This window comes from Solidesulfovibrio sp. DCME, from assembly GCF_049995385.1.
In the GTDB taxonomy this organism is placed as follows: Bacteria; Desulfobacterota; Desulfovibrionia; order Desulfovibrionales; family Desulfovibrionaceae; genus Solidesulfovibrio.
In genome coordinates this window covers 1,677,403-1,700,370 of the sequence record NZ_CP188261.1, presented here as the reverse complement: position 1 = coordinate 1,700,370, position 22,968 = coordinate 1,677,403, and the positions used below count along the sequence as shown (strand labels likewise).

At 61.2% G+C, this 22,968-nt stretch carries 23 protein-coding genes and 1 tRNA gene; 11 read left to right on the top strand and 13 right to left on the bottom strand.

Annotated elements, in window-relative coordinates; genetic code table 11:
* Nucleotides 1–198: 198 nt before the first annotated feature.
* Entirely contained in the window at nucleotides 199–3,285 is a 3,087-nt protein-coding gene (locus ACP59X_RS07350) for a glycosyltransferase family 39 protein (RefSeq protein WP_428567105.1), read from the bottom strand.
* A gap of 353 nt (nucleotides 3,286–3,638) precedes the next feature.
* Here ACP59X_RS07350 and ACP59X_RS07345 point away from each other — a divergent pair, with 353 nt between their 5' ends.
* Nucleotides 3,639–5,324 (top strand): diguanylate cyclase domain-containing protein, encoded by a 1,686-nt coding sequence (locus ACP59X_RS07345; RefSeq protein WP_428567101.1) that lies wholly within the window; start codon nucleotides 3,639–3,641, stop codon nucleotides 5,322–5,324.
* A 16-nt stretch (nucleotides 5,325–5,340) separates the two neighbouring features.
* Here ACP59X_RS07345 and ACP59X_RS07340 read toward each other — a convergent pair whose 3' ends face one another.
* Nucleotides 5,341–6,600 carry an HD domain-containing protein gene (locus ACP59X_RS07340; RefSeq protein WP_428567098.1) on the bottom strand — a complete coding sequence of 420 codons (1,260 nt, stop codon included), beginning with the start codon at nucleotides 6,598–6,600 and terminating at the stop codon, nucleotides 5,341–5,343.
* A 167-nt stretch (nucleotides 6,601–6,767) separates the two neighbouring features.
* On the opposite strand from ACP59X_RS07340, the gene rplM reads away from it, so the two are divergent.
* From rplM to ACP59X_RS07325, 3 genes are all read left to right on the top strand, one after another.
* Nucleotides 6,768–7,196 (top strand): 50S ribosomal protein L13, encoded by a 429-nt coding sequence (gene rplM / locus ACP59X_RS07335; protein WP_428567095.1) that lies wholly within the window; start codon nucleotides 6,768–6,770, stop codon nucleotides 7,194–7,196.
* Nucleotides 7,197–7,217: 21 nt separating this feature from the next.
* Complete coding sequence (rpsI, locus tag ACP59X_RS07330) at nucleotides 7,218–7,610, top strand: 30S ribosomal protein S9 (RefSeq protein WP_323428929.1); 393 nt, start codon at nucleotides 7,218–7,220, stop codon at nucleotides 7,608–7,610.
* Between the two features lie 101 nt (nucleotides 7,611–7,711).
* A complete protein-coding gene (locus tag ACP59X_RS07325; protein WP_428567091.1) occupies nucleotides 7,712–9,010 on the top strand; it encodes a radical SAM family protein in 1,299 nt (432 codons plus the stop codon).
* A gap of 227 nt (nucleotides 9,011–9,237) precedes the next feature.
* Here the strand turns inward: ACP59X_RS07325 and purM are convergent, their stop codons facing one another.
* On the bottom strand, nucleotides 9,238–10,299 hold the full coding sequence (gene purM / locus ACP59X_RS07320; protein ID WP_428567087.1) for a phosphoribosylformylglycinamidine cyclo-ligase: 1,062 nt from the start codon (nucleotides 10,297–10,299) through the stop codon (nucleotides 9,238–9,240).
* A 26-nt stretch (nucleotides 10,300–10,325) separates the two neighbouring features.
* Here purM and ACP59X_RS07315 point away from each other — a divergent pair, with 26 nt between their 5' ends.
* The 5 genes from ACP59X_RS07315 (at nucleotide 10,326) to ACP59X_RS07295 (ending at nucleotide 14,157) form a co-directional block, all read left to right on the top strand.
* Nucleotides 10,326–11,228 carry a hypothetical protein gene (locus tag ACP59X_RS07315; RefSeq protein WP_428567084.1) on the top strand — a complete coding sequence of 301 codons (903 nt, stop codon included), beginning with the start codon at nucleotides 10,326–10,328 and terminating at the stop codon, nucleotides 11,226–11,228.
* Nucleotides 11,229–11,250: 22 nt separating this feature from the next.
* The gene (gene amrS / locus ACP59X_RS07310; protein ID WP_428567081.1) at nucleotides 11,251–12,267 is read left to right on the top strand and encodes an AmmeMemoRadiSam system radical SAM enzyme; all 1,017 of its coding nucleotides are present in this window, start codon (nucleotides 11,251–11,253) and stop codon (nucleotides 12,265–12,267) included.
* 57 nt (nucleotides 12,268–12,324) lie between these two features.
* Nucleotides 12,325–12,401: transfer RNA gene (locus ACP59X_RS07305), tRNA-Pro, on the top strand.
* A 441-nt stretch (nucleotides 12,402–12,842) separates the two neighbouring features.
* On the top strand, nucleotides 12,843–13,964 hold the full coding sequence (locus ACP59X_RS07300; RefSeq protein ID WP_428567078.1) for a chymotrypsin family serine protease: 1,122 nt from the start codon (nucleotides 12,843–12,845) through the stop codon (nucleotides 13,962–13,964).
* Nucleotides 13,948–14,157, top strand: a complete 210-nt coding sequence (locus tag ACP59X_RS07295; RefSeq protein WP_428567075.1) for a hypothetical protein — start codon at nucleotides 13,948–13,950, stop codon at nucleotides 14,155–14,157. The genes ACP59X_RS07300 and ACP59X_RS07295 overlap by 17 nt, the downstream gene beginning before the upstream one ends.
* Before the next feature lie 322 nt (nucleotides 14,158–14,479).
* On the opposite strand, the gene ACP59X_RS07290 is transcribed toward ACP59X_RS07295, so the two are convergent.
* From ACP59X_RS07290 to ACP59X_RS07265, 6 genes are all read right to left on the bottom strand, one after another.
* Nucleotides 14,480–14,989: a JAB domain-containing protein gene (locus ACP59X_RS07290; protein WP_428567072.1), complete on the bottom strand. Its 510-nt coding sequence runs from the start codon at nucleotides 14,987–14,989 to the stop codon at nucleotides 14,480–14,482.
* Nucleotides 14,982–15,281 (bottom strand): hypothetical protein, encoded by a 300-nt coding sequence (locus ACP59X_RS07285; protein WP_428567069.1) that lies wholly within the window; start codon nucleotides 15,279–15,281, stop codon nucleotides 14,982–14,984. Before ACP59X_RS07285 ends, ACP59X_RS07290 begins: the two co-directional genes overlap by 8 nt.
* The gene (locus tag ACP59X_RS07280; RefSeq protein WP_428567066.1) at nucleotides 15,274–15,852 is read right to left on the bottom strand and encodes a hypothetical protein; all 579 of its coding nucleotides are present in this window, start codon (nucleotides 15,850–15,852) and stop codon (nucleotides 15,274–15,276) included. The genes ACP59X_RS07285 and ACP59X_RS07280 overlap by 8 nt, the downstream gene beginning before the upstream one ends.
* A 74-nt stretch (nucleotides 15,853–15,926) precedes the next feature.
* Nucleotides 15,927–16,136, bottom strand: a complete 210-nt coding sequence (locus ACP59X_RS07275; RefSeq protein ID WP_428567064.1) for a helix-turn-helix domain-containing protein — start codon at nucleotides 16,134–16,136, stop codon at nucleotides 15,927–15,929.
* A 324-nt stretch (nucleotides 16,137–16,460) separates the two neighbouring features.
* Nucleotides 16,461–16,859 (bottom strand): ERCC4 domain-containing protein, encoded by a 399-nt coding sequence (locus ACP59X_RS07270; protein ID WP_428567062.1) that lies wholly within the window; start codon nucleotides 16,857–16,859, stop codon nucleotides 16,461–16,463.
* Between the two features lie 207 nt (nucleotides 16,860–17,066).
* Nucleotides 17,067–18,797, bottom strand: coding sequence for a toprim domain-containing protein (locus tag ACP59X_RS07265; RefSeq protein ID WP_428567059.1), 1,731 nt, complete (start codon nucleotides 18,795–18,797; stop codon nucleotides 17,067–17,069).
* Here ACP59X_RS07265 and ACP59X_RS07260 point away from each other — a divergent pair.
* Together ACP59X_RS07260 and ACP59X_RS07255 are read left to right on the top strand one after the other, a co-directional pair.
* Nucleotides 18,796–19,158 (top strand): hypothetical protein, encoded by a 363-nt coding sequence (locus ACP59X_RS07260; RefSeq protein ID WP_428567056.1) that lies wholly within the window; start codon nucleotides 18,796–18,798, stop codon nucleotides 19,156–19,158. The two genes, ACP59X_RS07265 and ACP59X_RS07260, sit on opposite strands and share 2 nt — an antisense overlap.
* Before the next feature lie 98 nt (nucleotides 19,159–19,256).
* On the top strand, nucleotides 19,257–20,360 hold the full coding sequence (locus ACP59X_RS07255) for a transposase (protein ID WP_428567052.1): 1,104 nt from the start codon (nucleotides 19,257–19,259) through the stop codon (nucleotides 20,358–20,360).
* A 106-nt stretch (nucleotides 20,361–20,466) separates the two neighbouring features.
* On the opposite strand, the gene ACP59X_RS07250 is transcribed toward ACP59X_RS07255, so the two are convergent.
* From ACP59X_RS07250 to ACP59X_RS07235, 4 genes are all read right to left on the bottom strand, one after another.
* Nucleotides 20,467–20,958: a hypothetical protein gene (locus ACP59X_RS07250; RefSeq protein ID WP_428567048.1), complete on the bottom strand. Its 492-nt coding sequence runs from the start codon at nucleotides 20,956–20,958 to the stop codon at nucleotides 20,467–20,469.
* A 151-nt stretch (nucleotides 20,959–21,109) separates the two neighbouring features.
* Nucleotides 21,110–21,355 (bottom strand): hypothetical protein, encoded by a 246-nt coding sequence (locus ACP59X_RS07245; protein WP_428567046.1) that lies wholly within the window; start codon nucleotides 21,353–21,355, stop codon nucleotides 21,110–21,112.
* Nucleotides 21,345–21,545 (bottom strand): helix-turn-helix transcriptional regulator, encoded by a 201-nt coding sequence (locus tag ACP59X_RS07240; protein ID WP_428567043.1) that lies wholly within the window; start codon nucleotides 21,543–21,545, stop codon nucleotides 21,345–21,347. Before ACP59X_RS07240 ends, ACP59X_RS07245 begins: the two co-directional genes overlap by 11 nt.
* Before the next feature lie 192 nt (nucleotides 21,546–21,737).
* Nucleotides 21,738–22,931, bottom strand: a complete 1,194-nt coding sequence (locus ACP59X_RS07235; protein WP_428567040.1) for a hypothetical protein — start codon at nucleotides 22,929–22,931, stop codon at nucleotides 21,738–21,740.
* Between the last annotated feature and the right edge of the window lie 37 nt (nucleotides 22,932–22,968).

Below are 22,968 nucleotides of genomic sequence, written 5' to 3'. Positions count from 1 at the left end.
CTGGCCCTTTACAGTACAGCAACAAAAAATACATACCTGTAAACAAAAACCACCCATGGACACAACAAAGCATTCCTCTGTTACACAGAAGAAGCCCCACACTGTCCGAAGATTGGTCTTGGATTTTCTTAAATCCCAACTTTGATGAATGAAAATGCTGTCTTGAAGCTGGCTGATAGAGATCGATGACGGATCGTCTTATTCACCTGTCCGGAGGCTTAACGGCCACTCCCCGCCCCGCAGCGTCAGCGTGAAGTCGTTTTCCCCCGGATCGGCCAGGGACACGTCCACAGCGCCTCCCGGCAGCCGCAGCGGCGGCAGCGCCCTCGCATCCAGGTCGGCCTCCACGTACATGCCGTCCACGTTCCACGACGGCGACAGGAAGCCGGCCTGCTCGCCCCGGCCCAGGTGAAACGCCAGCAGCAGCGAGGTCGCGGGCGTATCCAGGCGCAGCCGCTTGACCACGTACTGCCCGGCCGGCGTCCAGGAACATGGCTCGCCGCCCGTTTCGTCCACGAGCGTGCGCCAACTGGCCCCGCCGTCCGTGGAGGCCAGCACCCGGGCCGCGTTTTCCGGGCATTTGCGGCAGGGGTTGGCATAGACCTGGGGAAAGGCCTTGAGCCGCACTTCGGTCATGGGCAGGGCCGAGACGAAGGTATACGTGAACGTACACCCACCCTCGCCCCGGCAGGTCAACTCGCCGCGAAGCCGTTTTGATCTGGCCAGGTCCTGGGCATAGCTCATGGCCTCCTCGGCCCGGGGCACATCGGTCCAGTCCGGCACGAAGGACAGCCGCCCCGTTGCGCCGGGCGTCACGGTCAGGACGCTGCCCGGCGGCGCCAGCACCGGCAGGGACAGCTCCCGGTCGCCCAGGCGCAGGACCGGGCCGCGGATGTCGCCGCGAAGCCGCAGCGACACCGGGCCGGCGTCGCCGGGCGGCAGGCCGCGCAGGCGCTTGCCCGGGGAGGCGGCATCGAGGCGCACCCCCTGCGTGGCCAGGGTGGTGTCGTAGAGCCGAAGCGCCGGGCGGCCGTCGCGGCCCTCGAGGACCGCCGCCGGCTCGATGCCGGGATGGCGGGCGAGAAAGCGCTTTCCGGCCTCGGGGGACCCCAGGGGCAGCCCGGCCGCCAGCAGGTCCAGAAAACCCGGCGCGGCAAAGGCGAAAAGCCCCTCCTCCCGGCCGTCGGCCGCCTCCAGCCAGGGCACGGCCCGGACGTTGGCCAACAGATGCCCGGCCTGGCGGGCCAGGGGCGTGTCGGCCGGCCCGGCCGGGCCGAGGCTGCGCACGGCGGCGGTCAGCTCCAGGCCGGCGATATTAAGAAACCCCTCCACGTGCCCCGGCCGGTAGCCCAGGCGCACATAGAGCCTGCCGCCGGCGGCCAGCCGCCCGGGCACGGCATACTCCAGGCGTGCCTCCCGGCAACGGCCGTGGTAGAAATCGATCTCCTCGAAAAAGGCCTTGGGCACGGTGACGGGCTGGCCGTCGGCCAGGGGAAAGGCCTCCTGGCCGATGACGCCAAGGGGTGTCCAGTCGTGGCCGTCAGCGCTTGCGGCCACGGTCAGGGTGGAATCGGCGGACAGGCTCGGATGGCGCTTGAAAAGCGCGGCCGCAACCGTCAGCCGGATGTCCGAGGCCTCCTGGCCCGGTGCGGCCTCGAAGGCCCAGACGGCCTCGGCCGGCCTGGAATAGCGTGCCGGCCGCAGCAGGCCCAGTTCGGTATCCAAGGTCATGTTGCGCGCCGCGAAGGCGTCGGTGTAGAAATTCCGGCCACGGAAATCGTCGTCGTAGCGGAAAGCGCCGTCCGGCCCCGGGTCCAGGACCAGGGGGGCGCGGCTGGCCGCCGGGGCCAGGCTGACCCGGGTGGTGGTGAAAAGCGCGTCGAACTCCTTGAGTGCCAGGCCGGGCAACCGGGGCCTGGCCGCGGCGGCGTCGGAGTACACGCTGTCGATGTCCAGGATGCGGCGGTAGCCCGGCCCGTCGAAGGTGCCGGCCTCGGCGAAGCGCCCCGGCAGGTACCAGCGTGCGGCGAAACGCTTGGTGTTGCGCTTGTAGCCGTGGAATTCCAGGGCGTCGGTGGGGCCGCCCGCCCGGTCCAGCCACTGGAAGAACTCGCGGTCGAGGCTCATGGTCCGGGAATAATAGGCCGGATAGGCGGCCAGGCTCGGCCACGACAGGACCAGGCCGCCGGCGGCGGCCACGGCCGGGCCCGCGATCCGGCCGCCGCGCAGCCCGCCGGCCAGCCGCCCGGCCCACCTGGCCACGGCGACCAGGCCATGGGCGGCCAACAGCACCAGGACCGGAAAAGCCGGCGCGAAATGCCTCGGCCCGAGCATGCTGCGCAAGTGGGATTTGGAGCCGATGAGCACCACGGCCATGACCACGAACCACAGGCCCAACAGGCCGACGGCGCCGTACTGCCGGCGGCCAAGGGCAACCGCCGTCCCGAGCCCGGCCGCGACGACCCAGGCCGCCAGCCAACCGGAAGCCGAACCGGCACCCCCCGCGACAAAGGCAGCGAGAATGTCCGCAAAAAACCTCGCGTCGATCCCGGACCAGACATCCATGGCCGGTTCGCGCAAAAACGCCTGGACAAAGACGACCGCCTCCAACCAGGGCGTCAAGGCCAGGCCCACGCAGCCCAAAGTCACCACGGCCCTACGCAGCCGCGTTCGGCGTTCGCCCGGGGCCGCCTGGCGCGTTGCGGCGGCAATGACCGCCACGGCGTAGATGGCCTGGACGGCCAGGGTGGGAAACCCCTGGTAGCCGGCGTAGCCCATGCCGATGGCGGCCAGGGCGTAGGCGGCCCAGGAGGTGCGGTCGTTTCGGGCCACGGCCCGCACCAGCAGCCACATGGAGGTCACGGCCAGGCAGAGGAACACGGCGTAGAACTTGATGGCCTGGGCGTAGCGGATGGGAAACAGGAGAAACGTCCCCAGCATCAGGCAGGCCAGGCCCGTTTCCCGGTCGAACAGCCGCCGGCCCAATAGCCCCAACGCCACGGGCAGGAACAGGCCGGCCACCACACTCGGCAATCGGGCGGCCAGGGAACCGCCGTCCACGGCCAAGGCCAGGTGCTGGAGGGCGTAGGTCAGCGGCGGCTGGAAATCGAAGATGGTGTCGGCCGGGCCCTGGAACTTCTGCACGGCGAACATGTCGGCCAGCGGCATGAGCGCCCGGTCGAGGTTGAGGTAGTCGTCCTCCCAAAGCGACGGCCCGTCGAGCCGCCACAGGCGCGTGGCCACAAGCGCCGCCAGGAAAACAAGCAGCCCGGCCCATACGGCCAAACGCCTCGTCCTGCCTTCCACGGTCCTCCCCGGCCGCGTTGCCCCCGGCGGCCCGGCCTGGTACCGGGCACAGCTCATCCTGCCGGCGATGCGCGGCACCCTCGCCAAACGTTGTCGCCGGCGCCTGCCGCCGGTTACGGGACGGCCGCCCCGATCCGGCGTCGGCCCGACGCGCCGTTGGTGTAGCCCTTGTCCGGGGCTTTCGCAACGCGGCCGGATCGGCCGGGGCAACCGGTCACGGGTTCAAAGCCCTTGCCTTGCATCGGCCGGCCTTGCTATTTGTTGTCTGAAGCTTACCCGATTGGTCACGACACGATTTCCCAGACCGCTGAACACGCGTTGCGGCTCCACGCGTGCAGCATCTCGAGAACGTCATGCCGCCCAGGTTGACCATCAAGCGCCGCTTTAGCGCAACACTCATATTCGCCATCGCGATCAACACATCCATTATTCTTTTTTTCGTCCAACAGGACGCCAGCCGTCAGGCCCGCGAACAAATCGGCCGCTATCTGGCCGAAACGGCCTTGCAGTTTTCCGACCGCCTGGACAAGGACATGTGGACGCGGGCCAAGGAACTGGAGCTGCTCAAAAGCACCATTAGGACCGTCGCGGCCCGGAATGCCGCCGAGGCCCGAACGGCCATCGGACTGCTCAGCAGGGAGATACCCTCCTTCGCCTGGATCGGGCTGACCGATGCCCGGGGCGTCGTGCGGGCGGCCACCGACGACATCCTGGTCGGCCAGGACATCTCCCAGCGGCCGGTCTTCGCCGACGCCCGGGAAAAACCCTTTGTCGGCGATGTCCACGACGCCGTGCTGCTGGCCAAGCTGCTCCCCAACCCCAGCGGCGAGGCCATGAAATTCGTCGACCTCAGTTCCCCGGTACACGGCCCGGACGGCGCCTTTGCCGGGGTGCTGGCCGCCCACCTGAGCTGGCGCTGGGTCAGCGACATCGAGGAAGCCTATTTCAAGCCCGTGTACGAAAAGGATGGCATCGAACTGTTCGTGGTCGCCGCCGACGACACGGTGCTGCTCGGGCCCAAGGCCCTGCTCGGGACGATGCTCCAGCTGCCCCTGCAGCGGCAGGTCCGCCAGCACAGCCCGGCGTTTGCGACCACGGCCTGGCCGGACGGCGCAACGTACGTCACCGGCGCGGCCTTCGGCGATGGCTACAAGGATTACCCTGGCCTGGGCTGGACGGTGCTGGCCCGCCAGCCCGTCGCCGTGGCCTACCGCGAGGTCGACGCCCTGGGCCGCAACATCCTGTCCATCGGCGTGGCCATCGCCGGGCTGGCGGCGATAGCGGGGGTCCTGATCGCCGGGCATCTGGTCAGGCCGCTTCTGACCATCGTAGCCGCCTCGCGCCGGCTGCTGGCCGGGGATATCGACAACATCCCGCCCTATCGGGGCATTCCGGATATCGAAACCCTCACCGAAGCCCTGCGCAACCTCATCGCCAACCTGCGGCGCACCACGGCGGAAAAACAGCGCATGGAGATCATGGCTTTCGTCGATCAGCTGACGGGGCTGCCCAACCGGGCGGCGCTGACCCGTCGCCTGGGCGAACTGACCGCCCATCCGCCGCGCCGGGACCAGGCCCTGGCCGTGCTGTACCTCGACCTCGACGGGTTCAAGGCCGTCAACGACAACCTGGGGCATCCGGCCGGGGACGTGGTCCTGCAAAGCGTGGCCTTGCGGCTTTCGGCCTGCCTGCGCGCGGAGGACTTCGCCGCCCGCCTGGGCGGGGACGAGTTCGTGGTCCTGGCGGCCACGACCCAGGGCCAGGCCCTGGCCGACATCCAGGCGGTGGCGGCCCGCATCATCAAGGCCCTCAACCACCCCATCCCCATCGGCGACGCCACGGCCCGGGTGGGCTGCAGCCTCGGCGGCGCGATCTGGCCGGCCGACGCCGCCGGCCTGGAGGAGGTGCTGCGCTGCGCCGACGCGGCCCTTTACGTTTCCAAAAGCAGCGGCAAAAACCGCCTCAGCCTGCACTGCCCCGTCCCGGAGGCCACGGGCGGGCCCGGGACCGGCGCGTAGCCCCAGACAGGCCGCATCAGTCGAAATCCGCCAGCAGGGCGCCGATATGCACCCGGCCGAAGAGCACGGTGGCGGCGTACTTGTTGCGCAGCCGCCAGACGGCCTGCTGGAGCTGGTCGGAGGTGATGCCGTTGCGCAGCGCCGTATAGGCCTCGATGAAGGCGGCCAGGCTGTCGCAGACCTTGAGCAGCTCGCCGTCCTTGGGGTCGAAGGCGTCCAGGTTGCAGCGCTCGTGCAGTTCCGCCGCCGCCACGCGCCTGGCCTGCCCGGCCGCGTCGCGCACGGATTCGTGGAACTCCGAGCCCACGTCCATGCCCAGCAGGTAGCCCAGCCGGTCGGCCAGGCCGGCGCAGCCGCCGCCGCGCAGCACCGAAAAGACCCGCCGCTCCAGTTCGGCGTTCTCGTATTCCTTGATCATGCCGCCAAGGGGGGCCACGGACTGCTTGACCGGCGAGATGATGTCGCGGGTGAGCAGTTCCGGCATGTCGTGGTAGAGGCCGGCGAAGAAGTTGTTGAGCCGCCGGGCCGGGCAGGCGTCCACGGCCAGGCTGAAGAAGTAGGCGTAGGCGGCCACCAGGAACATGTGGCCGAGCACCGAGGTTTCCGGGATGCGCGGCGTCTGGGACCAGCGGGTCTGGAAGCGCAGCTGGCCGAGCAGCCGGGCGAAATGCCCGAGCGTGGTCTTCTTGCCGGCGAAAAGCCCGCTCTCCAGGTCGCTGACGCCGTCGATGTCGGCAAAACGGGCCAGGCCGCCGGTAAACGACGACTCGATGTCCCGCAGTTCGTCGTCCCAGGGGTTGTCGCGCTGGATCAGCGAATATTCCCAGCCGCTGGCGTAGAGGTGGGCGGCGTCGAGGATGCGCCGGGCCGGGGTGTCGGCCTCGGGCACGGACAGGTAGGTCCGCAGCCGCTCCCAGAAATCCTCGCCGAGTTCCCGCACGCGCGGTTCGAGCTGGGAAAAGACCCAATCCGTCAGCTGCCCGTAATGGTCGGGATTGGCCTTGATCTTGTAAAAGACCGGCGGCTTGATGTCGGTGATCACCAGGCGGTAGAGGTACTCGAAAAGCCCGCCCTCGACGATTTGCAAGCCCAGGGCCAGCTTTTCGGCCTGAGGCAAGCCGGCGCTGTTGCGTTCGTAGAGCATCCAGGCCACCATCATCTTGTGGGCCTGCTTGTCGATTTCCACCAGCTCCATGGAGCGATGCTTGTCGTTCCAGCGTTTCATGAACGACCCGGCGAACAGCAGCTGCAAAAGGCTCTTGCGGACACTGACCATGGACACTCCCGGGAATCGGCTTGAGGCGCAGCCTAGCCCGGCCGGCCCCCGAGGGCAACCAGGCCGGCGCCCGGCCGCGCGGCGACCGCCTGCCCGTAAAAAAGTATTGACAATCCTCCCCCCGCCGCTTACACGATTCGTCTTTCGAGCAACTCAGAGGAGCCGCCATGAAAACGTTTAGCCCGACGCCCAAAGATATTTCCCGAAACTGGTTCGTGGTCGACGCCTCGGACAAGATCCTCGGCCGCCTGGCCTCCGCCGTGGCCGTGCGTCTGCGCGGCAAGCACAAGGTCGAATTCTGCCCCCATCTGGATACCGGCGACTTCATCGTCGTGGTCAATGCCGCCAAGGTGCGCACCACCGGCCGCAAGCTGGACCAGAAGAAATACTATCGGCATTCCGGGTGGATCGGCGGCCTCAAGGAAACCAACCTGCGGGACATGCTGGCCACCAAGCCCGAAGAAGTCATCCGCAAGGCTGTCCGGGGCATGCTGCCCAAAAACCGCCTCGGCCGGGCCATGCTGAAAAAACTCAAGGTCTATGCCGGGGAAGCCCATCCCCACGAGGCGCAGAAGCCCGAAACCCTCGACGTGTAACCGCCGCGCGGAGACAAGTGCATGAGCGACGAATTCTATTATGGCACCGGACGCCGCAAGTCCGCCGTGGCCCGCACCCGCCTGTACAAGGGCAATGGCCGCATCCTGGTCAATGACCGTCCTTTCGAGGAATATTTCCCTCGCCCCACCCTGCTTGCCATCGTGCGTCAGGCCCTGGTGCTGGCCAAGCTCGACGGCCGGGTGGACGTGAAGGTCAACGTGGCCGGCGGCGGCATGACCGGCCAGGCCGAGGCCGTGCGTCACGGCATCTCCCGGGCGCTGTGCACCCTGGATCCGGAACTGCGCGGCGTGCTCAAAAAAGCCGGCCTGCTGACCCGCGATTCCCGCGAGAAGGAACGCAAGAAGTACGGCCAGCGCGGCGCCCGCGCCCGGTTCCAGTACTCGAAGCGTTAATCGGCACGGGTACCGCGACACGACCAGTCCAGGCGGAGCCGCTGACGCGGCTTCGCCTTTTGTCGTTGCCCAAAGATCTTGCCCGCTCCACGGAGACCGCCATGGCCGAACACAAGCCCGCGCCCAAGCTCGTTTTCGCCGACGACGACGGCAACATCTACGACCACCCGGAACTGGAGATGCTCGTGCGCCGGGGCGACCGGCTGGAGCCTCCCCGGCCCGACGAGATCATCCCCCTGCCCCCGGAAAGCGAGCTGTTCCTGCTGCCCGGCCGCGACGCCCTGGGCTTCGACCCCGAATCCGGGGAGATCGAGCGCCTGGAGGACCGGGCCGTGGCCGCCTTCGTCTGCCCGGGGCACACGCTCTCGGCCACGGCCGCCTACGCCACCAATGCCGGCGCGCCGGTGCTGCCGCTTTTCGCCTATGGCGCGGTGGGTTTTTCCGGGGACCGGTTCGTGGTGGCGGCGGCGAAGGTCGACGAGGACAAGCGGCAGGTGTTCACCGGCATCCCGCGCGAGCGCATCACCAAGGGCGCCCGGGCGCTTCGGGCCAAATACCCCAAAAACCGGCTCATCGAGCACCTGATGGGCTGCGCGCTGACGTCGTGCTGCCCGGCGGCCCGCAACCTGGCCCTGGGGCGCTACGAGGCCCCCCTGCCCACATCCCGGGCCTGCAACGCCCGCTGCGTCGGCTGCCTGTCGCTCCAGGACCCGTCCTCGGGCTTCCCCGCCACCCAGAGCCGCATCACCTTCCGGCCGGCGGCCCAGGAAATCGTGGAGGTCATGGCCGAGCACGGCCGGCGCGAAAAACGGCCGGTCTACTCCTTCGGCCAGGGCTGCGAGGGCGAGCCGCTCACGGAGATCCGGGTCATTGCCGAGGCCGTGGCCCGCTTTCGCCAAAACGGCGGCACCGGCACGGTCAACGTCAACAGCAACGCCAGCCTGCCCGAGGCCGTGGAAGCCTTTGCCGCGGCCGGCGGCGATTCCATCCGGGTGAGCCTGTCGAGCGCCGAGACGGCCCTCTACGAAGCCTACTACCGCCCCCAGGGCTACTGTTTCGGCGACGTGGGCCAGAGCCTGGCCCGGGCCCGGGCGGCCGGGCTGTTCATCTCGCTCAATTTCCTCTTTTTCCCGGGCGTCTCCGACACCGAGGCGGAACTGGCGGCGCTGACCGACCTGATCACCGCCCACCGGGTGGATTTCGTGCAGCTGCGCAACTTGAACCTCGACCCCGAGCTCTACCTGTCCGTGGCGCGCGGCAGCGGCGCCCTGGCCGACCCGGCCCGCCACGCCTCCATGGGGCTGCGGAATTTCCGCAAGCGCCTGCGCAAGGCCTGCCCCTGGCTGCGCTTCGGCTATTTCAACCCGGACCTGGCCGACGCCCCGCCCACGGCCGACTGAACCGCCTTCCCGGCGCGTGTTGCGTCCCTGCGTAATACGAAGATCTTGCAATATGCTCAGGGGGAAAGCCTGCGGCGGCCAACGGGCTCCCGCCCTTTGCAATCCCGTGACGCTTCCGGCCGGTCGCCGCCCCTTGTCCGACGCATTACCGGTCCGACCGCCAACGCAAAAGGCCCGACGTCGCCAGGACGCCGGGCCTTTGTCTTCGTGCCATGCACGCGGCCGGGCTAGTCGCGCTGTTTGGGGAAACTGACCTCGACCTGCTCGCCGCCTTCCTTGCGGATCTCGATGCGGCCGATGACGCGGGCGTACTCGTGCAGGGCTTTGAGCCGCTGCACCACGTCGCCGGCGATCTCCGGGGCGACCACCAGCATGAAGCCGATGCCGCAGTTGAAAATCTGCAGCATCTCCGGCCAGGTGAGCTTGCCCTGCTCACGCAGCCAATCGAAGACCGGCGGCATTTCCCAGGAGCCGAAGCGGATGTGGGCGGCCACGCCCCGGGGCAGGATGCGGTTGACGTTGTCGTAGAACCCGCCGCCGGTGATGTGGACCATGCCCTTGATCTCGAAATCGCGCAGCAAATTGAGCACGGTCTTGACGTAGATGCGCGTGGGCGCGCACAGCGCCTCGGCCACGGTCTTGCCGGCCAGGGGAATGGGGTCGTCGGGGCCAAGGCCCGAGGCGTCCAGGAGCCTGCGGATCAGCGAATAGCCGTTGGAATGCGGCCCCGAGGACTCGATGCCGATGACCACGTCGTCCACGCCGATGCTCGAGCCGTCGACGATCCTGGCGTTGTCCACGATGCCGACGCAAAAGCCGGCCAGGTCGTAGACGCCGTCGGGGTAAAAGCCCGGCATCTCGGCCGTCTCGCCGCCTAAAAGCGCGCAGCCGGCCTCCTTGCAGCCCTCGGCGATGCCGGTCACGACCCGGGCGGCCAGGTCCACGGACAACTTGCCCGTGGCGAAATAATCCAGGAAGAAAAGCGGCTTGGCCCCCTGAACCAGAATATCGTTGACACACATGGCCACAAGGTCGATACCCACGGTATCGTGGCGGTCGAAGTCATGGGCGAGCTTGAGCTTGGTGCCGACGCCATCGGTGGAGGAAACCAGCACCGGCTCCTCGTAGGCGCCGGCCTCCAGTTTGAACAGGCCGCCGAAGCCGCCGATGTCCGAGACAACGCCCTTGCCGTACGTGCCGGCCACGATGGATTTGATGCGCGAAACCAGGGAATTGCCGGCGTCGATATCAACGCCCGCCGCCTTGTAGGCAGCCGATCTGTCGGCCATGGGACACTCCTTGCAAGGACTGCGACATGAAAGCATTTTTTCATACAGCCTTTGCCGCCCGAATTCAAGGAAAGCCTGCCCTCGCCCGCCGCCGGGCGCGCCTGGGCCTGCTGGCCTGCCTGGTCGCCGGGCTGGCCACGGCCGGGTTGCCCCAGCCCAGCCGGCCGGCCCGGGCCGACGGCGGGGACGGGCCGTCGCGCTACGGCCCGCCGCCCGAACTGCCGCCCGGCAGCCACGGCGACGAGGCCGCCGACCCACGCCGCGACATCCACATGGGCAACGTGGACCATATGCGCATGGGCCGCGACGCGGACGGCAACGAGGTCATGGAAATCCGCCCCCGGCCCAAGCCGGAGCAAAACCAGCAGGTCGGCCCGTTTTACATCTACCCGCAAGTGGGCATGCCCGGCGGCATGCCCATGGGTGGCCAGGGCCAACCGGGTATGGGCAGCCCCGGTGGCCAGGGCCAACCGGGTATGGGTGGCCCTGGTGGCCAAGGCCAACCGGGCATGGGCGGCCCTCGGGGCCAGGGGCAGCCAGGCATGGCCGGGCCAGGCGGCCAGGGCCCCGGCCGCGGCGGCCCGGGCATGGCCGGGCCAGGGGGACGACCGGGCCAGGGACAGGGCTTTGGCGGCCAGCCGAACATGCCCCCCGGCCAGGGCGGTCAAGCCGGCCGGGGCGGCGGCCAGGGACAGGGGCAGCCGGGGTGGTCAGGCCAGGGGCCTGCGGGCGCCAATACCGGGCCAGGGGGCGGTCAAGGCTTCCAGGGCGCGGGGCAAGGCCCGCCGCCGCAAGGCCAGGGGCAAAACGGCCCGGCCCCTAGCAGCGGCCAATGGGGCGGCCAGGGCGGCGGACAATGGTCAGGCCAAGGTTCCCAGGAGCCCGGCGCCTCGCCGCAGGGCTGGGGGACGACGGGCGGCGGCTCGTAGCCGTGCGCTGAAGGAGGCGGCCATGCATCCGGCTTCGCTGTGGAAAAAGCTGCCCGACGGCCGCGCGGCCTGCCGGCTGTGCGCGCACTTCTGCCGCGTCGAGGACGGGAAACGCGGCCTGTGCGGCGTTCGCACCAATGTCGGGGGCGAGCTGATGACCCTGGTCTACGACCGGGTGGCGGCGGCCCATCTGGACCCGGTGGAAAAAAAGCCGCTGTACCATTTCTATCCCGGCAGCCTGACGTTCTCCTTCGGCACCATGGGCTGCAACCTGTCGTGCGCCTTTTGCCAGAACTACTCGCTCTCCCAGCCTCCCAGGCAAGGCAAGGGAATCGCAGGCGAAAAAGTCACGCCGGCCGACCTTGTCGCGACGGCGCAACGTTCCGGGGCGGCCTCCATCTCCTACACCTATTCGGAACCGACGGTCTTTTTCGAGCTCATGCGCGACACGGCCGATCTGGCCCACGAAGCGGGCCTCCAAAACATCATGGTCTCCAACGGCTTTCAAAGCCGGCAGTGCCTGGACGCCCTGGCCGGGCGCATCGATGCGGCCAACATCGACCTCAAGGCCATGCATCCGTCATTCTACGAGCGCATCTGCGGAGCGAAGCTGGCGCCGGTGCTCAAAAACCTGGTGCATATGCGCAAGCTCGGCTGGTGGATCGAGGTGACGACCCTGCTCATTCCCGCAGCCAACGATGATGCGGCCCAGTTGCGCCGCCTGGCGGATTTTCTGTTCCAGGAACTCGGCCCGGACACCCCCTGGCACATTTCGCGGTTTCACCCGGATTTCGCCATGCGCGAGACGCCGTCGACGCCCATGGAGAGCTTGCTGCGCGCCCACGCCATCGGTCGGGAGGCCGGGCTTCGCTACGTGTATGTGGGCAATATCCGGGATGACACCTGGAACCGGACCCTGTGTCCTTCGTGCGGGGCGACGGTGCTGGAACGTGCGGGCATGGTGCTTGGGCAGGCCCGCACCCGGGAAGGACATTGCGTTTCCTGCGGCGCGCCCATCGCCGGCCGCAGCCTGCCCTAGGGGCGATCTGGCATCTTGCCATACCCGTCAAGTTGCAGTAACGAGAGCGCTCTTCGTCGGGGCGTGGCGCAGACTGGTAGCGCGCCTGCTTTGGGAGCAGGATGCCGGGTGTTCAAATCACCTCGCCCCGACCAAATATTTCAAGGGCTTGCGATGTCGCCGCCGGCCCTTTTTTTGTGTAAAATTTTTCAGGGTACAATCTGGGGTACAAAAAGTGAGGCCGTTGGGCGAGGGGCGGGGTTTGCCCCCCAGGCGGGCCTCCACCGCTAACGGCATGCCTTGGGTTGTCTTTGTCCTTTCCAACGGTTATTTTGACATCATGTGCAGGTACACAATTGCTTTAACCAGAAAGAGGATGATTTGCCCTCGGCCAAGACAAGGGTGTTCTTGCCGTACTGGGATGGACGAGGTGGATCATATTAAACGCATCTTAGGCCCACATAGTTTCTTCGGTCGACCTTGATTGTTTGTTTTTTGCTGATAAATGAGTAGTGGCACCATGGTGTAGACGCTAATATCGATATAACATGGCGGCTGCGACAGGTGACTGTTTTATAGTATAATTTGGAGCTTTTATGTATTACTTCTTTTTTTACAATCCAGAAGAGGAAAGACGGATGAACTCGCAGGAATTGGCAACAAGTTTGGCATGTTCTTTCTATGCAAATGGACAATATACAAATTATAACGTCAGGACTGGAATAGGCTCTTTATCACCAGCCAGCGCTTGCGAATATCAGTTTGTGCAACCGCAGGCCGAGGGTTTTGCTGGGCTATCTATTCAAGCGGTTGGGTTTGGCGACATTCACGACAATAAGATTGTTCATATATATACAACGCAAGGCTCAAAAAAAGTGCTCGAAAGTATTGAAACTTCAATTGGTGATATTGAAATAAAAATTCACAAAATGGGAAAAATGTTTGTCCGCCCAGAGTTGGCAGCATCTTCAACAAATAGAGGGAACTTGTTTCAAAAAGATGGAAGAATCGCATGTGGAAGTTCATGTGCACCCAGCTCTGAGTTGATTTCTGGCACACTTGGCGCAATTGTCCAAGATGATGCCGATGTAAAATATTTTCTTTCAAACAATCATGTCTTTGCTGGATGCAACCATACCCCTGTCGATATGCCGATCCTGTCTCCAAGCACTATGGATGCGTCGCCTAATCTTCCATCACCAAGAGAAGTCTGTCGCCACCATAGCATTTTTGAATTGAGAAGTGGTTTTCATCCGCTTGTACCGACAACAAAAGCTGACGCAGCCATAGCAAAAATTTACGATGATACCGTAGTTACATCCTGGCAGGGCGATGCTGTTATAGGGTATGACACGCCTTCTGCTGTCTTGCCTGGCTCACCTGGATTAAAGGTAAAAAAGATAGGACGAACAACTGGCATCACCTATGGAGAAATCGAGTCGCTTGTAAATACACCTAGCCCTATTTTATATAAATCAAAGAATTTTAATGCAACGGTATTTATTTCAGATGCTTGGATCGTCCGAGCCAATCCGGGTGAACCATTTGCTTTGCCTGGAGATTCTGGTAGCCTAGTAGTTAGCGAAGACGGCGCGCAGGCTGTTGGCTTACTTTTTGCAGCCTCTCCCAATGGGGAGCTTGGGTGGATTACACCAATTGAGGCTGTCCTTGAGCATTTTAATGTCTCTTTGGTGAATAGCCATGGAACGCAAAATTGATATTAAAAGAGCTGCTGAACAACTTCATCAAGCTGTAAGTCACAAACAATGGTTTACAGCTATTGGTGTTGGGAATAACCAAATCCTGGTGTATTTCCATGGGAAAAAACCTCGTGAAGGTATTCCCAACATATGGAAAGGATATCCTGTCGTTTTTAAAAAAATGAGCACTCCTAGGTTGTTATCTGCCTAATCTTTCCTGGCCCGCCCCGCGCGGGCCTTTTCTTTGCTTGTCCCCTTACAAACGAAAAGCGGCCCACCTCCACCAGGGAAGCAGGCCGCCCATGATCCGGTTGCCGGGGAGCGTCAGGGCAACTCGCCCGGCGTAGCCCGCCCATATCGCCACAGGTCCGCCGCCTCTCTCCAAAAATCGTACACATCATCCGACACGTGGCGGGCCATACGCCGAAAGTCCTTGTGCCCGGCCATGGTCTTTGCTTCCTCAAGCAGGGCCTCGGCCGTCCTGGCGAGCCTCTCCATTTCCCGCTCGATGGTCCGGGGTGTTCTTGTCCGCTTCATGACTTGTCCTCTGAAATGAAGCCCGCCGCCTGCATGGAAAAATAGGCGTCATGGGCAAAAATCACATGGTCCAGCAGCCGGATGTTGAACAACGTACAGGCAGACTCTATCATTTTGGTGGTGGTAATATCGGCTTCTGATGGCGAAGGATTCCCGCCTGGATGGTTGTGGGCGATGATGATGCCGCTTGCAGAGTTCAAAATGGCAGGCTTCAAAAGCTCTCGCGAAGACACATTGCACTGATCCACAAGGCCTATATGGATGATCTCGCGCAGTATGCCCCTGTTTTGGGCAGTCACACAAATAACGACCATCACTTCCCTGTTTTCGTCCTTCAGGTCCTCCAAGTGTTTGTAGACTCGACCCGGATCGCTGAGTTTGGGCCGTGGCGTCTCGTACACGGTCATGAGCTTGTCGCTCAACAAGTAGGCGGGGCGGGGCTTGCGTGGAGCCCGGCGGCCGGGTTCGCGCGTGCCTTTGAGATAGGGGGCGTCTTGCTCACGCATGGCGCACCTCCTCAGCCGTCACGTCGATGACTACGGCGTCAAGGGGAGTCCCGACAGGATGGGAAACCAGCCGCAGCGCAATCCCGAGAAGCACTTTGACGCACGAGCGAACAAGCAGCGAGTGGGCTTTCCCTCTGCCCGGGAAAATGCCCGCGAAGTCCGCCAGGGAATCGGACAACCAACCCCACTGCGCCATGCCATTCTCGATTTCCTGGATCTGCAGGACAAGGGCCTGGCGAGTGGAAAGGGAGTCGCCGCGGCCAGATGATCGGCACACGCGGGATCTAGCCATGGCGGGCCTCCTTCTGGTCAGGCGTGCGGGCGGATTCGGTTGCCGGGTAGGCAGGACGCTTGAGGAGCGCCAGGAACGAAGTTTTGGCGGCAAGATGACCACAAGTATGGTTCGGGGCGATTCCGTCGATTCTGGCGCTCGAAATGCCCTCGTGACCTTGGCCTAGACCGTGTTCCAAAGTCTGCCGCCGGCGCTTCTCCCTGGCGGCTTCCGAATAGAAGGGGTTTCGCCCCTGGCGGTATGGCCAGAGTGAGCAGGCCGAGTTCCCCGGACAATCCATGCCCGTGACACAGGCGGCCGCGTCCTCCATGGGAAGGCAGCTTTCCGCGCAGTACGATTTGATGACCCGCAACAGCCGGCGATCCGCCCCGGCAGCGATGGAACCGCAGCGGTATGCGTGGAACCGGCACATGGTCGAAGCGCAGGCCTCGACCATCGGTGCGTTGCCGCCCATGCAGGCACGGCAAAAAGCCTGGATAGCGACGAGAGGGGTAAGGCGTTTGCCCTGGTAGCCGGGCAGAGACGTGGGGTTGCCTCGAGCACGCGCCCGAGATAAGGCGTGTCCAGCCATGATCGTACCTCCCTAGAAGGTCGGTTGTGGTTAGGCCCTGGTGGGAAGTTGGCGCTTCCTGCCGGGGCTGTTTTTTATTCCGTGGTCTGCTTGGCTTTTGCCTCCTTCCATCTGGTGGACCGCCCGTCTTGCTGGTGCTCATGCCGGTAACGGTCCAATTCTTCCGGTTCGATGAACCAATCTCGGCCACGCTTCATAGCTTTTAGGCGTCCAGCGGCTATCTGGATTCGCAGGTTGGACATCGTTACGCCAAGGGCCTCGGCCGCTTCTCTCGTGGTCAACATGAGGGGAAATTATTTGCGATAAAGAAAATAGTCAAGATGACTTTCCTGTTTGGGCGCTCGCCTGCTAAGCGGGTATTGGGCTGCGAACGCCCATGCGGCCGTGGGGTTGCTGATGGCATTATAGAGCCGGCGGACAGCAAGGGCCTTGTCCTCTGGGAGGAAAATCCGACAAGTGCAAGTCGCGAGAAGATTGCCGCATTTCGGACATTGCTCGGACATGCATCCAATTTTATGGACCTCTCCGCTCAGGGCTCCGCATTGTGGACAGGAGTCTAACCCATCAAATGATCCATCAAATGGGATTCTGTTCATGTTTGGATTCCTCTATGCCGCCACTTCTTTTGCCGGGGCCTGGGATTTGGTCGCGGCCGCATACCGCCGCACAATTGTTCGTTGAAAATGACGTAGAAACGAGAACGTAAACCGCTCGGCTCCGCGCCGGTCCTGGGCGAAATAAAAGGTGATGCGGTAGCGGCACATGAAGGCCACCACGGATTCATAAGCGGCCTTGGGATTGAGGGCTGATCGGTACTGACCAAGCGCCAGGTCAGCCATGGGCGATTCAACCACCACGGCGGCGGACTCGAAGCCGCGCAGGCGCTCAAGCTCACGCTCGAAGCGCTCCCTTTCCCTGCCGAGGCAAGCCACCAAGTCGGGCAGGCTCTTCCGCTCCACGGCCACCAGGGATTCCAGCCCCGCAAGGCTGTAGTCGCCAGCAGTCAAACTCCCCCTGCATGACTTCGGCATCGTAGCCCTCGAACGGGAACGGGGCCTGCTCCCGGGAATCAACGATGAGGTGCATAGCTGCCTCGCTGCGTCTTGGCCTGACTCCGCTTCCGGTCCAACTTGCGGCCTAAGCGCTCGCACCATGCCAAACCTTCACGTTCTTGCTGGGCCTCGACCTCATTGTTACCATCGAGCACCAACAGCCTAGTAGCGCTCTTCATAGGTCTTTCCCTGTTCATGATACGTCCCCGTTTCACGGCAGTAAGCCAGTGTAGCTTTTCCTCGCTGTCCGACCTCACGAAAACGAATCTTACCGACGTAAATATCCGTTAAATCTGCTTCAATGTGGCGATAAACCGTGATGCCGTTGTCGGCTTTGTTGTACCAGTGAGCCGAACCAGAAATGTCATAGAGGGTTGGCACAGGGTATTCCCCTGTGTCCTTGTCCTTCTGTAGTTTTGTAGGATGCGCCACGATCCAGACATGGACGTCATTGATGCGAGCGAACCGACGCACCTTTGAAAGGGCTTGGGAGATGTATTCGGTCTCGGACAATCCGGCCGGGCGGCTGTGCTCGAGCTCGTTCCAGGGGTCAAGGATCACGCCCTTGACACCATGGCGGAAGATCGCGGCCCGGACCTTGGACAGAATCATGTCCAGGTTCATTTCCTCATCGCCGAGCATGATGAAATTGAAGTAGCCATCCATCTGGTCCAGGGCGAAGTTCATTTCATCGGCCCGCATGCGATTCACAATGCCTCGGGAAGGTGCGAACGGCTTGCTCACGATCTTTTCCAAGATCGCGGCGGCATGACGTTGAACAGGCCAGTTTTCCGGGCTACAGAAACAAAAGGACCAGGAGTGCAGATTGAACAGGTTTACGGCCAGGGCATCCAACCAGTTTGACTTGCCGCTCCCCGGAATGCCGGTGATGATGGTCATCTCGCCAGTGCGCACGGTGTAGAGCGCATCAACCGCCGGCCACCCCGTAGACAAACCGCGGCGGAACCCTTCGGCGTAAAGGAGCTCCACGTCGCCCTTGATGTCGGCGGCCGTGTAGAGACCGGCAATGGGCATGGCCCGGGCCTCTTCGATGACCTGCCGGGCCACGTCCGGGCCCTGCTTGACTAGGACCTCGTTGATGTCCTTGCAGTCGTCCGGGTAGGTGACGCGCCAGCATTTTTCAAAGCCGATGCGCCGGGCAAGCTCCCGCTCAAGGGTCTGCCCGGGGGCGTCACTGTCCACGGCCAGGATGACCTTGCCATATTTTGCGAGAAGCTCTTCGGCTGATTCCAGGAAGGAGAATTTCTTCTCGTAATTCTTGGTCCCTGGGCTCGGGGCTCCATCGGGCACGCTGGTCACGGCCTGATAGCCGACGGTCACCAGGGCCAGGGCATCCATTTCGCCCTCGGTGATGATCAATGTGCGGTCGGCTCCGGCGCGCTTTTCGATCTCGTCAAAGCGGTAGAGGCACTTCTCAGCGTCCTTGGCTTGGCGGAAGTTCTTGTGACCGTCGCGGTATTTGACGTTCACGACCTCCCCGCTCTTCAGATACGGGAACTGGATGCACGTCACTTCGGCATTGGGCCCGGGCATCCAGGCGGGGCCGTACCCGACTTGATTGGACGTCAGGACCTCCGGGGTAATACCGCGCGCCTGGAAGTATTCGACAACCTTGGGCGGCAGAGACAGGCGGGAAGGGGCCCAGGAGGGCTTCACGGGCTTTGTGGGCCGGGCATCGGCCCTTTCGGCACCGCTCTTAAGGCTTCCGCTCCACTCGCAATGCCAACAGTGCCACACGCCTTCCTCGACGTTGACGCTCAGGCATGGGGCTGTGCTCTTCTTCCGGGAGGGGGAGCACTGCGGGCAGGTGGTCTTCACGTCACCTGTGGCACCGGCCGGGACCTGAATGCCGAAGTCAGCAAAGGTCTTCATGGGGTCAGACCGCCGCGAGGTCGCCCCGATTGATCCGGGACTTGGTTGGGCTGCCCATTTTCATGACCAAGGCGTCGAACTGTTGGCGGAGTTTGGCTGTGAACAGGATGTTTTTCGACCAGAAAGGATCCCGGGCCGTCCACCGGATGACCTCTTCGATGCGCTCCGGGGCCCTGCCATCCACCCTGATCATCAAGTCCACATGTCGCGCCCAGGCCTGAAGGTCCGGGGCCTTATGCTCCGGATTGCGCTGGCGGATCAGGTCAAAAAGAAGCTCGGCAAGTCGGAGCGCGGGAGCGTCCGACGAGAAGGTATTCTTTTTTCTTATGAGGGTTTTGCAAAAATCGGTTTTGCTAAATAATCCTGCAAAACCGTATGGATAGGAGTAGAACGGAAGCTGGTTATGTGGTAGTTTGAGTTCACCACAAACCTAAACTAAAACCACACGAGCCAGCTTCCATGAGACTCCTATCACGCATCCTCGGTGCCATACAAGGTTCTTTGATTCCATGTTTAGAAGAAAAGTTTGGTTCTTTGACAGATAAGCAGAAAAAACTCGTTGAGATTATTGAGTTGGTTCGCATAGAAGATCATATTTCGGATTTGCCTCGATTCGGAAGAGGTAGGCCATCATATAGTCGCGCAGCTATTGCCAGAGCGTTTATTGCGAAAGCTGTTTTAAATTTTCCTAACACAAGGGCTCTCGTTGAAGCGTTGCAATTGATGCCAAGTCTTAGACGGATTTGCGGTTTTGAAGAACACAAAACTATTCCGCATGAATCTGTATTTAGTCGTGCATTTTCAGAATTCTCTTTAAAAGGTTTGCCTCAAAATGCCCATGAAAGCCTTGTCAGGCTACATTGTAGCGAACGATTGATTGGGCATATTAGTCGTGATTCGACAGAAATTAACGCCAGAGAAAAACCAACTAAAAAAATGAATCCGCCCAAACCCAAAAAACGCCGCCGCAGGGGGCGGCCGATTAATAGCAAGACAAAGCCAAAGCCAAAGACAAAGAAGCTACTTGAGCGACAGATAGAAATGACTAGCGACGAAGCCAGAATGACTCTTCCTATGGCATGTGATATCGGTGCTAAATCTAGCAGTAAGGGGCATTTTCGTCGATGGATTGGATATAAATTACATATTGATTCGGCGGATGGTCAAATTCCTATCAGTTGTATACTTACTTCTGCTTCACTACACGATAGTCAAGCAGCCATACCGTTGGCAAAAATGTCCGCTGAACGAGTAACAAGTCTCTATGACTTGATGGATTCAGCGTACGATTCCAAAACAATTCGCGACTTTAGTCGTTCATTGGGGCACGTTCCGATTATTGATTTTAACAAAAGACGCAATGGAATAAAAAAAGAAATGGAGCCAGCAACTAGCATTCGACACAGAGAAAGAACTAATTCTGAACGTGTTAACAGCCGTCTTAAAGATGATTTTGGCGGAAGAAGTCTTATGGTTCGCGGTGGACCTAAGGTTTTTGCTCATCTTATGTTTGGCATCCTTGCGTTGACAGCAGATCAATTGATTCCTTTGTTGACAGTATAGCAACAATATGATTTTGATACTCATAAATCAGGATATTCGTTTCTGAATTATGTGCAAAATAGAAACACGACAGCATTAAAACACATTAGTGTTTAAAAATGAGCACTCATGCCCGTTGGAATGTGTTAATTCTGTAGCTCGTATTATTTTTGCAAAACCCTCTTATTTCAATGCTTTCTGTATCGTATGGGAACCTCTGGGGTTTCGTGAGCATTTCGCCGTGGGGTTCACTGTGGACTTCGTAGGCTGAGAAGTCTTGGTATTTGTCATAATTCAAGACAGTTATGACCATCCCCCGTGTGGTCCTCGCCGTGGCAATCATTGTGGCCTTCGCAAGGGCTTCGTAACAGCTTCGTATTTGGTCCCGGGAAGGCTTTTGTTTCCGGTAGCCTATGAGGTATGAACCCGCCTCCCGCATTTCCTCGATGGTGGTCAGAAGTTGGCCGCGCTTGAGCTTGTCCCTATCCTTGAAGTTCGCCTTCAGGATCATCCAGAAGAACAGCTTGAAGGCCAGCGGGTTCATGGCCATGAGGGCAGATTCGAGGGTCCGCCGGGCGAGCAAAACGAACCCGCCCGGGGCATTCGGTTCGGCGCTCATGGCCTTGTCCTGCCGCCTTGCATCGTCTCGGCCATGGTCGTCAGCAGGTCCGTTGTCCGATGCGCCCACATCCACCGGGGCCAGCCGAAAAACGCAACAAGGCCAATGAGGAGGTCACGCGCCCAAAGGATTACGGCCAAGCGTAGGGCGCTCATGACGCAACCCTCTGCAGTCGCCGCATCTCCTCCAGGAGGATCGCGTTTTTCTCGCGAAGCCGGATGATCTTTTTGAGGTTCCGGTCAAATTGCCGCAGGGCGCGCCACAGTTTGGGCGAACTTGTATTGACGACCGGGGCCGGTACGGGCATGGAGAAGACGTCATCGTTTTCCACGCTCTTTTTGCAGGACCCGCCCTGGCCGGCGGGTCTTTGCATTTCAACGGGGGGATTACTGAGCATACCCCACCCCCTCGGCCTTCCGGGACTCAACCCACGCCAAGACCTCGGCCTCAATCCAGCCCACGGCGGATTTGGACAGTTTGATGCGCTTCGGAAACTGTCCGGCCATCTCAAGCCGGCGGTAGGTCGAGGGCGAAAGGCCGGTGACCTCAGTGACCCAGGGTTTTCTGCGGATTCGCACTTGCTGCATGATTTTGCTCCTCGACGCGCACTCGTGGCACGTCATGAACAAATCATGCGGGACACCAACTGGTGAGAATCAAAGGTTTTTTCTGGAGAAGACGAAAAAACAAAAGCCGAAATATCAGCATGTTACGCTGTTCGGCTTGGTGAGGAATTCTGGTGGGAAATTCTGGCGGGGTTAGAAATACCCACCAGGGGGCTATTCTCGGCCTGCTTTATCATTGGCGGGGCGGGCGTGGGGAAGGGTCAGTTTTCGACCACGTTTCAACGCGTTATTGATCCGGCTTTTTGCAGTTTCGAACACGGGATTGTCAGCAAAAGGCGAATTCAACCAGTCGTATTCCTTTGCAAGGGCCTCTATTGGCTTGCCTTCTTGATAGTGCTGGCGGTAAATTCTGAGGCATTCCATGTCATCAAGCGTTGGTTTGCGCCCACGGCCAGAAGATGGCTTTGCGTTCGTTACCGCTGCGTTCACCGACTCCTCCGCCTCGGCCTCGGCAACAGGTACATTCTGCCCCTCGGCAACAGGCGCGTTACCTGTCGGGCCGGTAACCACATGGTCCTGGGGCTCTTGAACTGTGCCCTCTGACTTGCCGCTTGGTTCCCCCACAACAGAAATAGTTGAGACATGGTGGTTGTTGACTGCGCTGGTAGTGTTATTGATATTGGTCTTGTTGATATGAAGACTGTTTACAAAGCAGGCGGTTACGTCTTGATGTGGCTGGCCATTCTTTCGGCATAGTTCCTCAAACTCAAGTCGTTCGCGTTGTTCTTTCCGCACCTTTATCAAATTGTTGGATGAAATAGATATAAGGTCCAGCGTGTGTCGCGTATTTCGTGGATCGTTTGGAAAAATGGCGAATGGGACAGGAAGGTTGTGCTCATCAAGGAACTTGTTAAGGTCAGCTACTTTAACTGCCCGCGTGTTGCCTGGATTATGACTACAGTCTTGTTCATTGTAGTAATCATACCGAGGTGGAGGGGTCCACGGGCAGGCTTCCAGGTATGGAAGGCCATTTAATAGCCATGTATCAACCAAATTCTCCGGTGTGGACACGGTTTCGAATGCTCTCTTGTCGAGGAACGATTCGTGGACATGATTCCTGTCTAAGTAATAGTCGTCATTTTTTATGATGCGCTCAAGTTCTTGCCGAGTTATGTATTCGTCCTTGGTGTATACCCTGTCGCCCTTAAGCCATGCATCTATTGCTATTGCCAAGGAAAATATTTGAATGGATTCAGATTTTTCTTTTATGCTTAGAATTTCAGCCATGATCTGTTCTCTGTTAACTTTTACGTCGCCACCAAACATTTCCTTCAATTCATTGAATCTTGACCTCCAATTCGCCTCCAATTGGATTTTTTTGTGCTCAATCTCAATAATGCCTTTCATGTTTTAAGCTCTCCCGTCCTAGTTCTCCCAAGAAAAC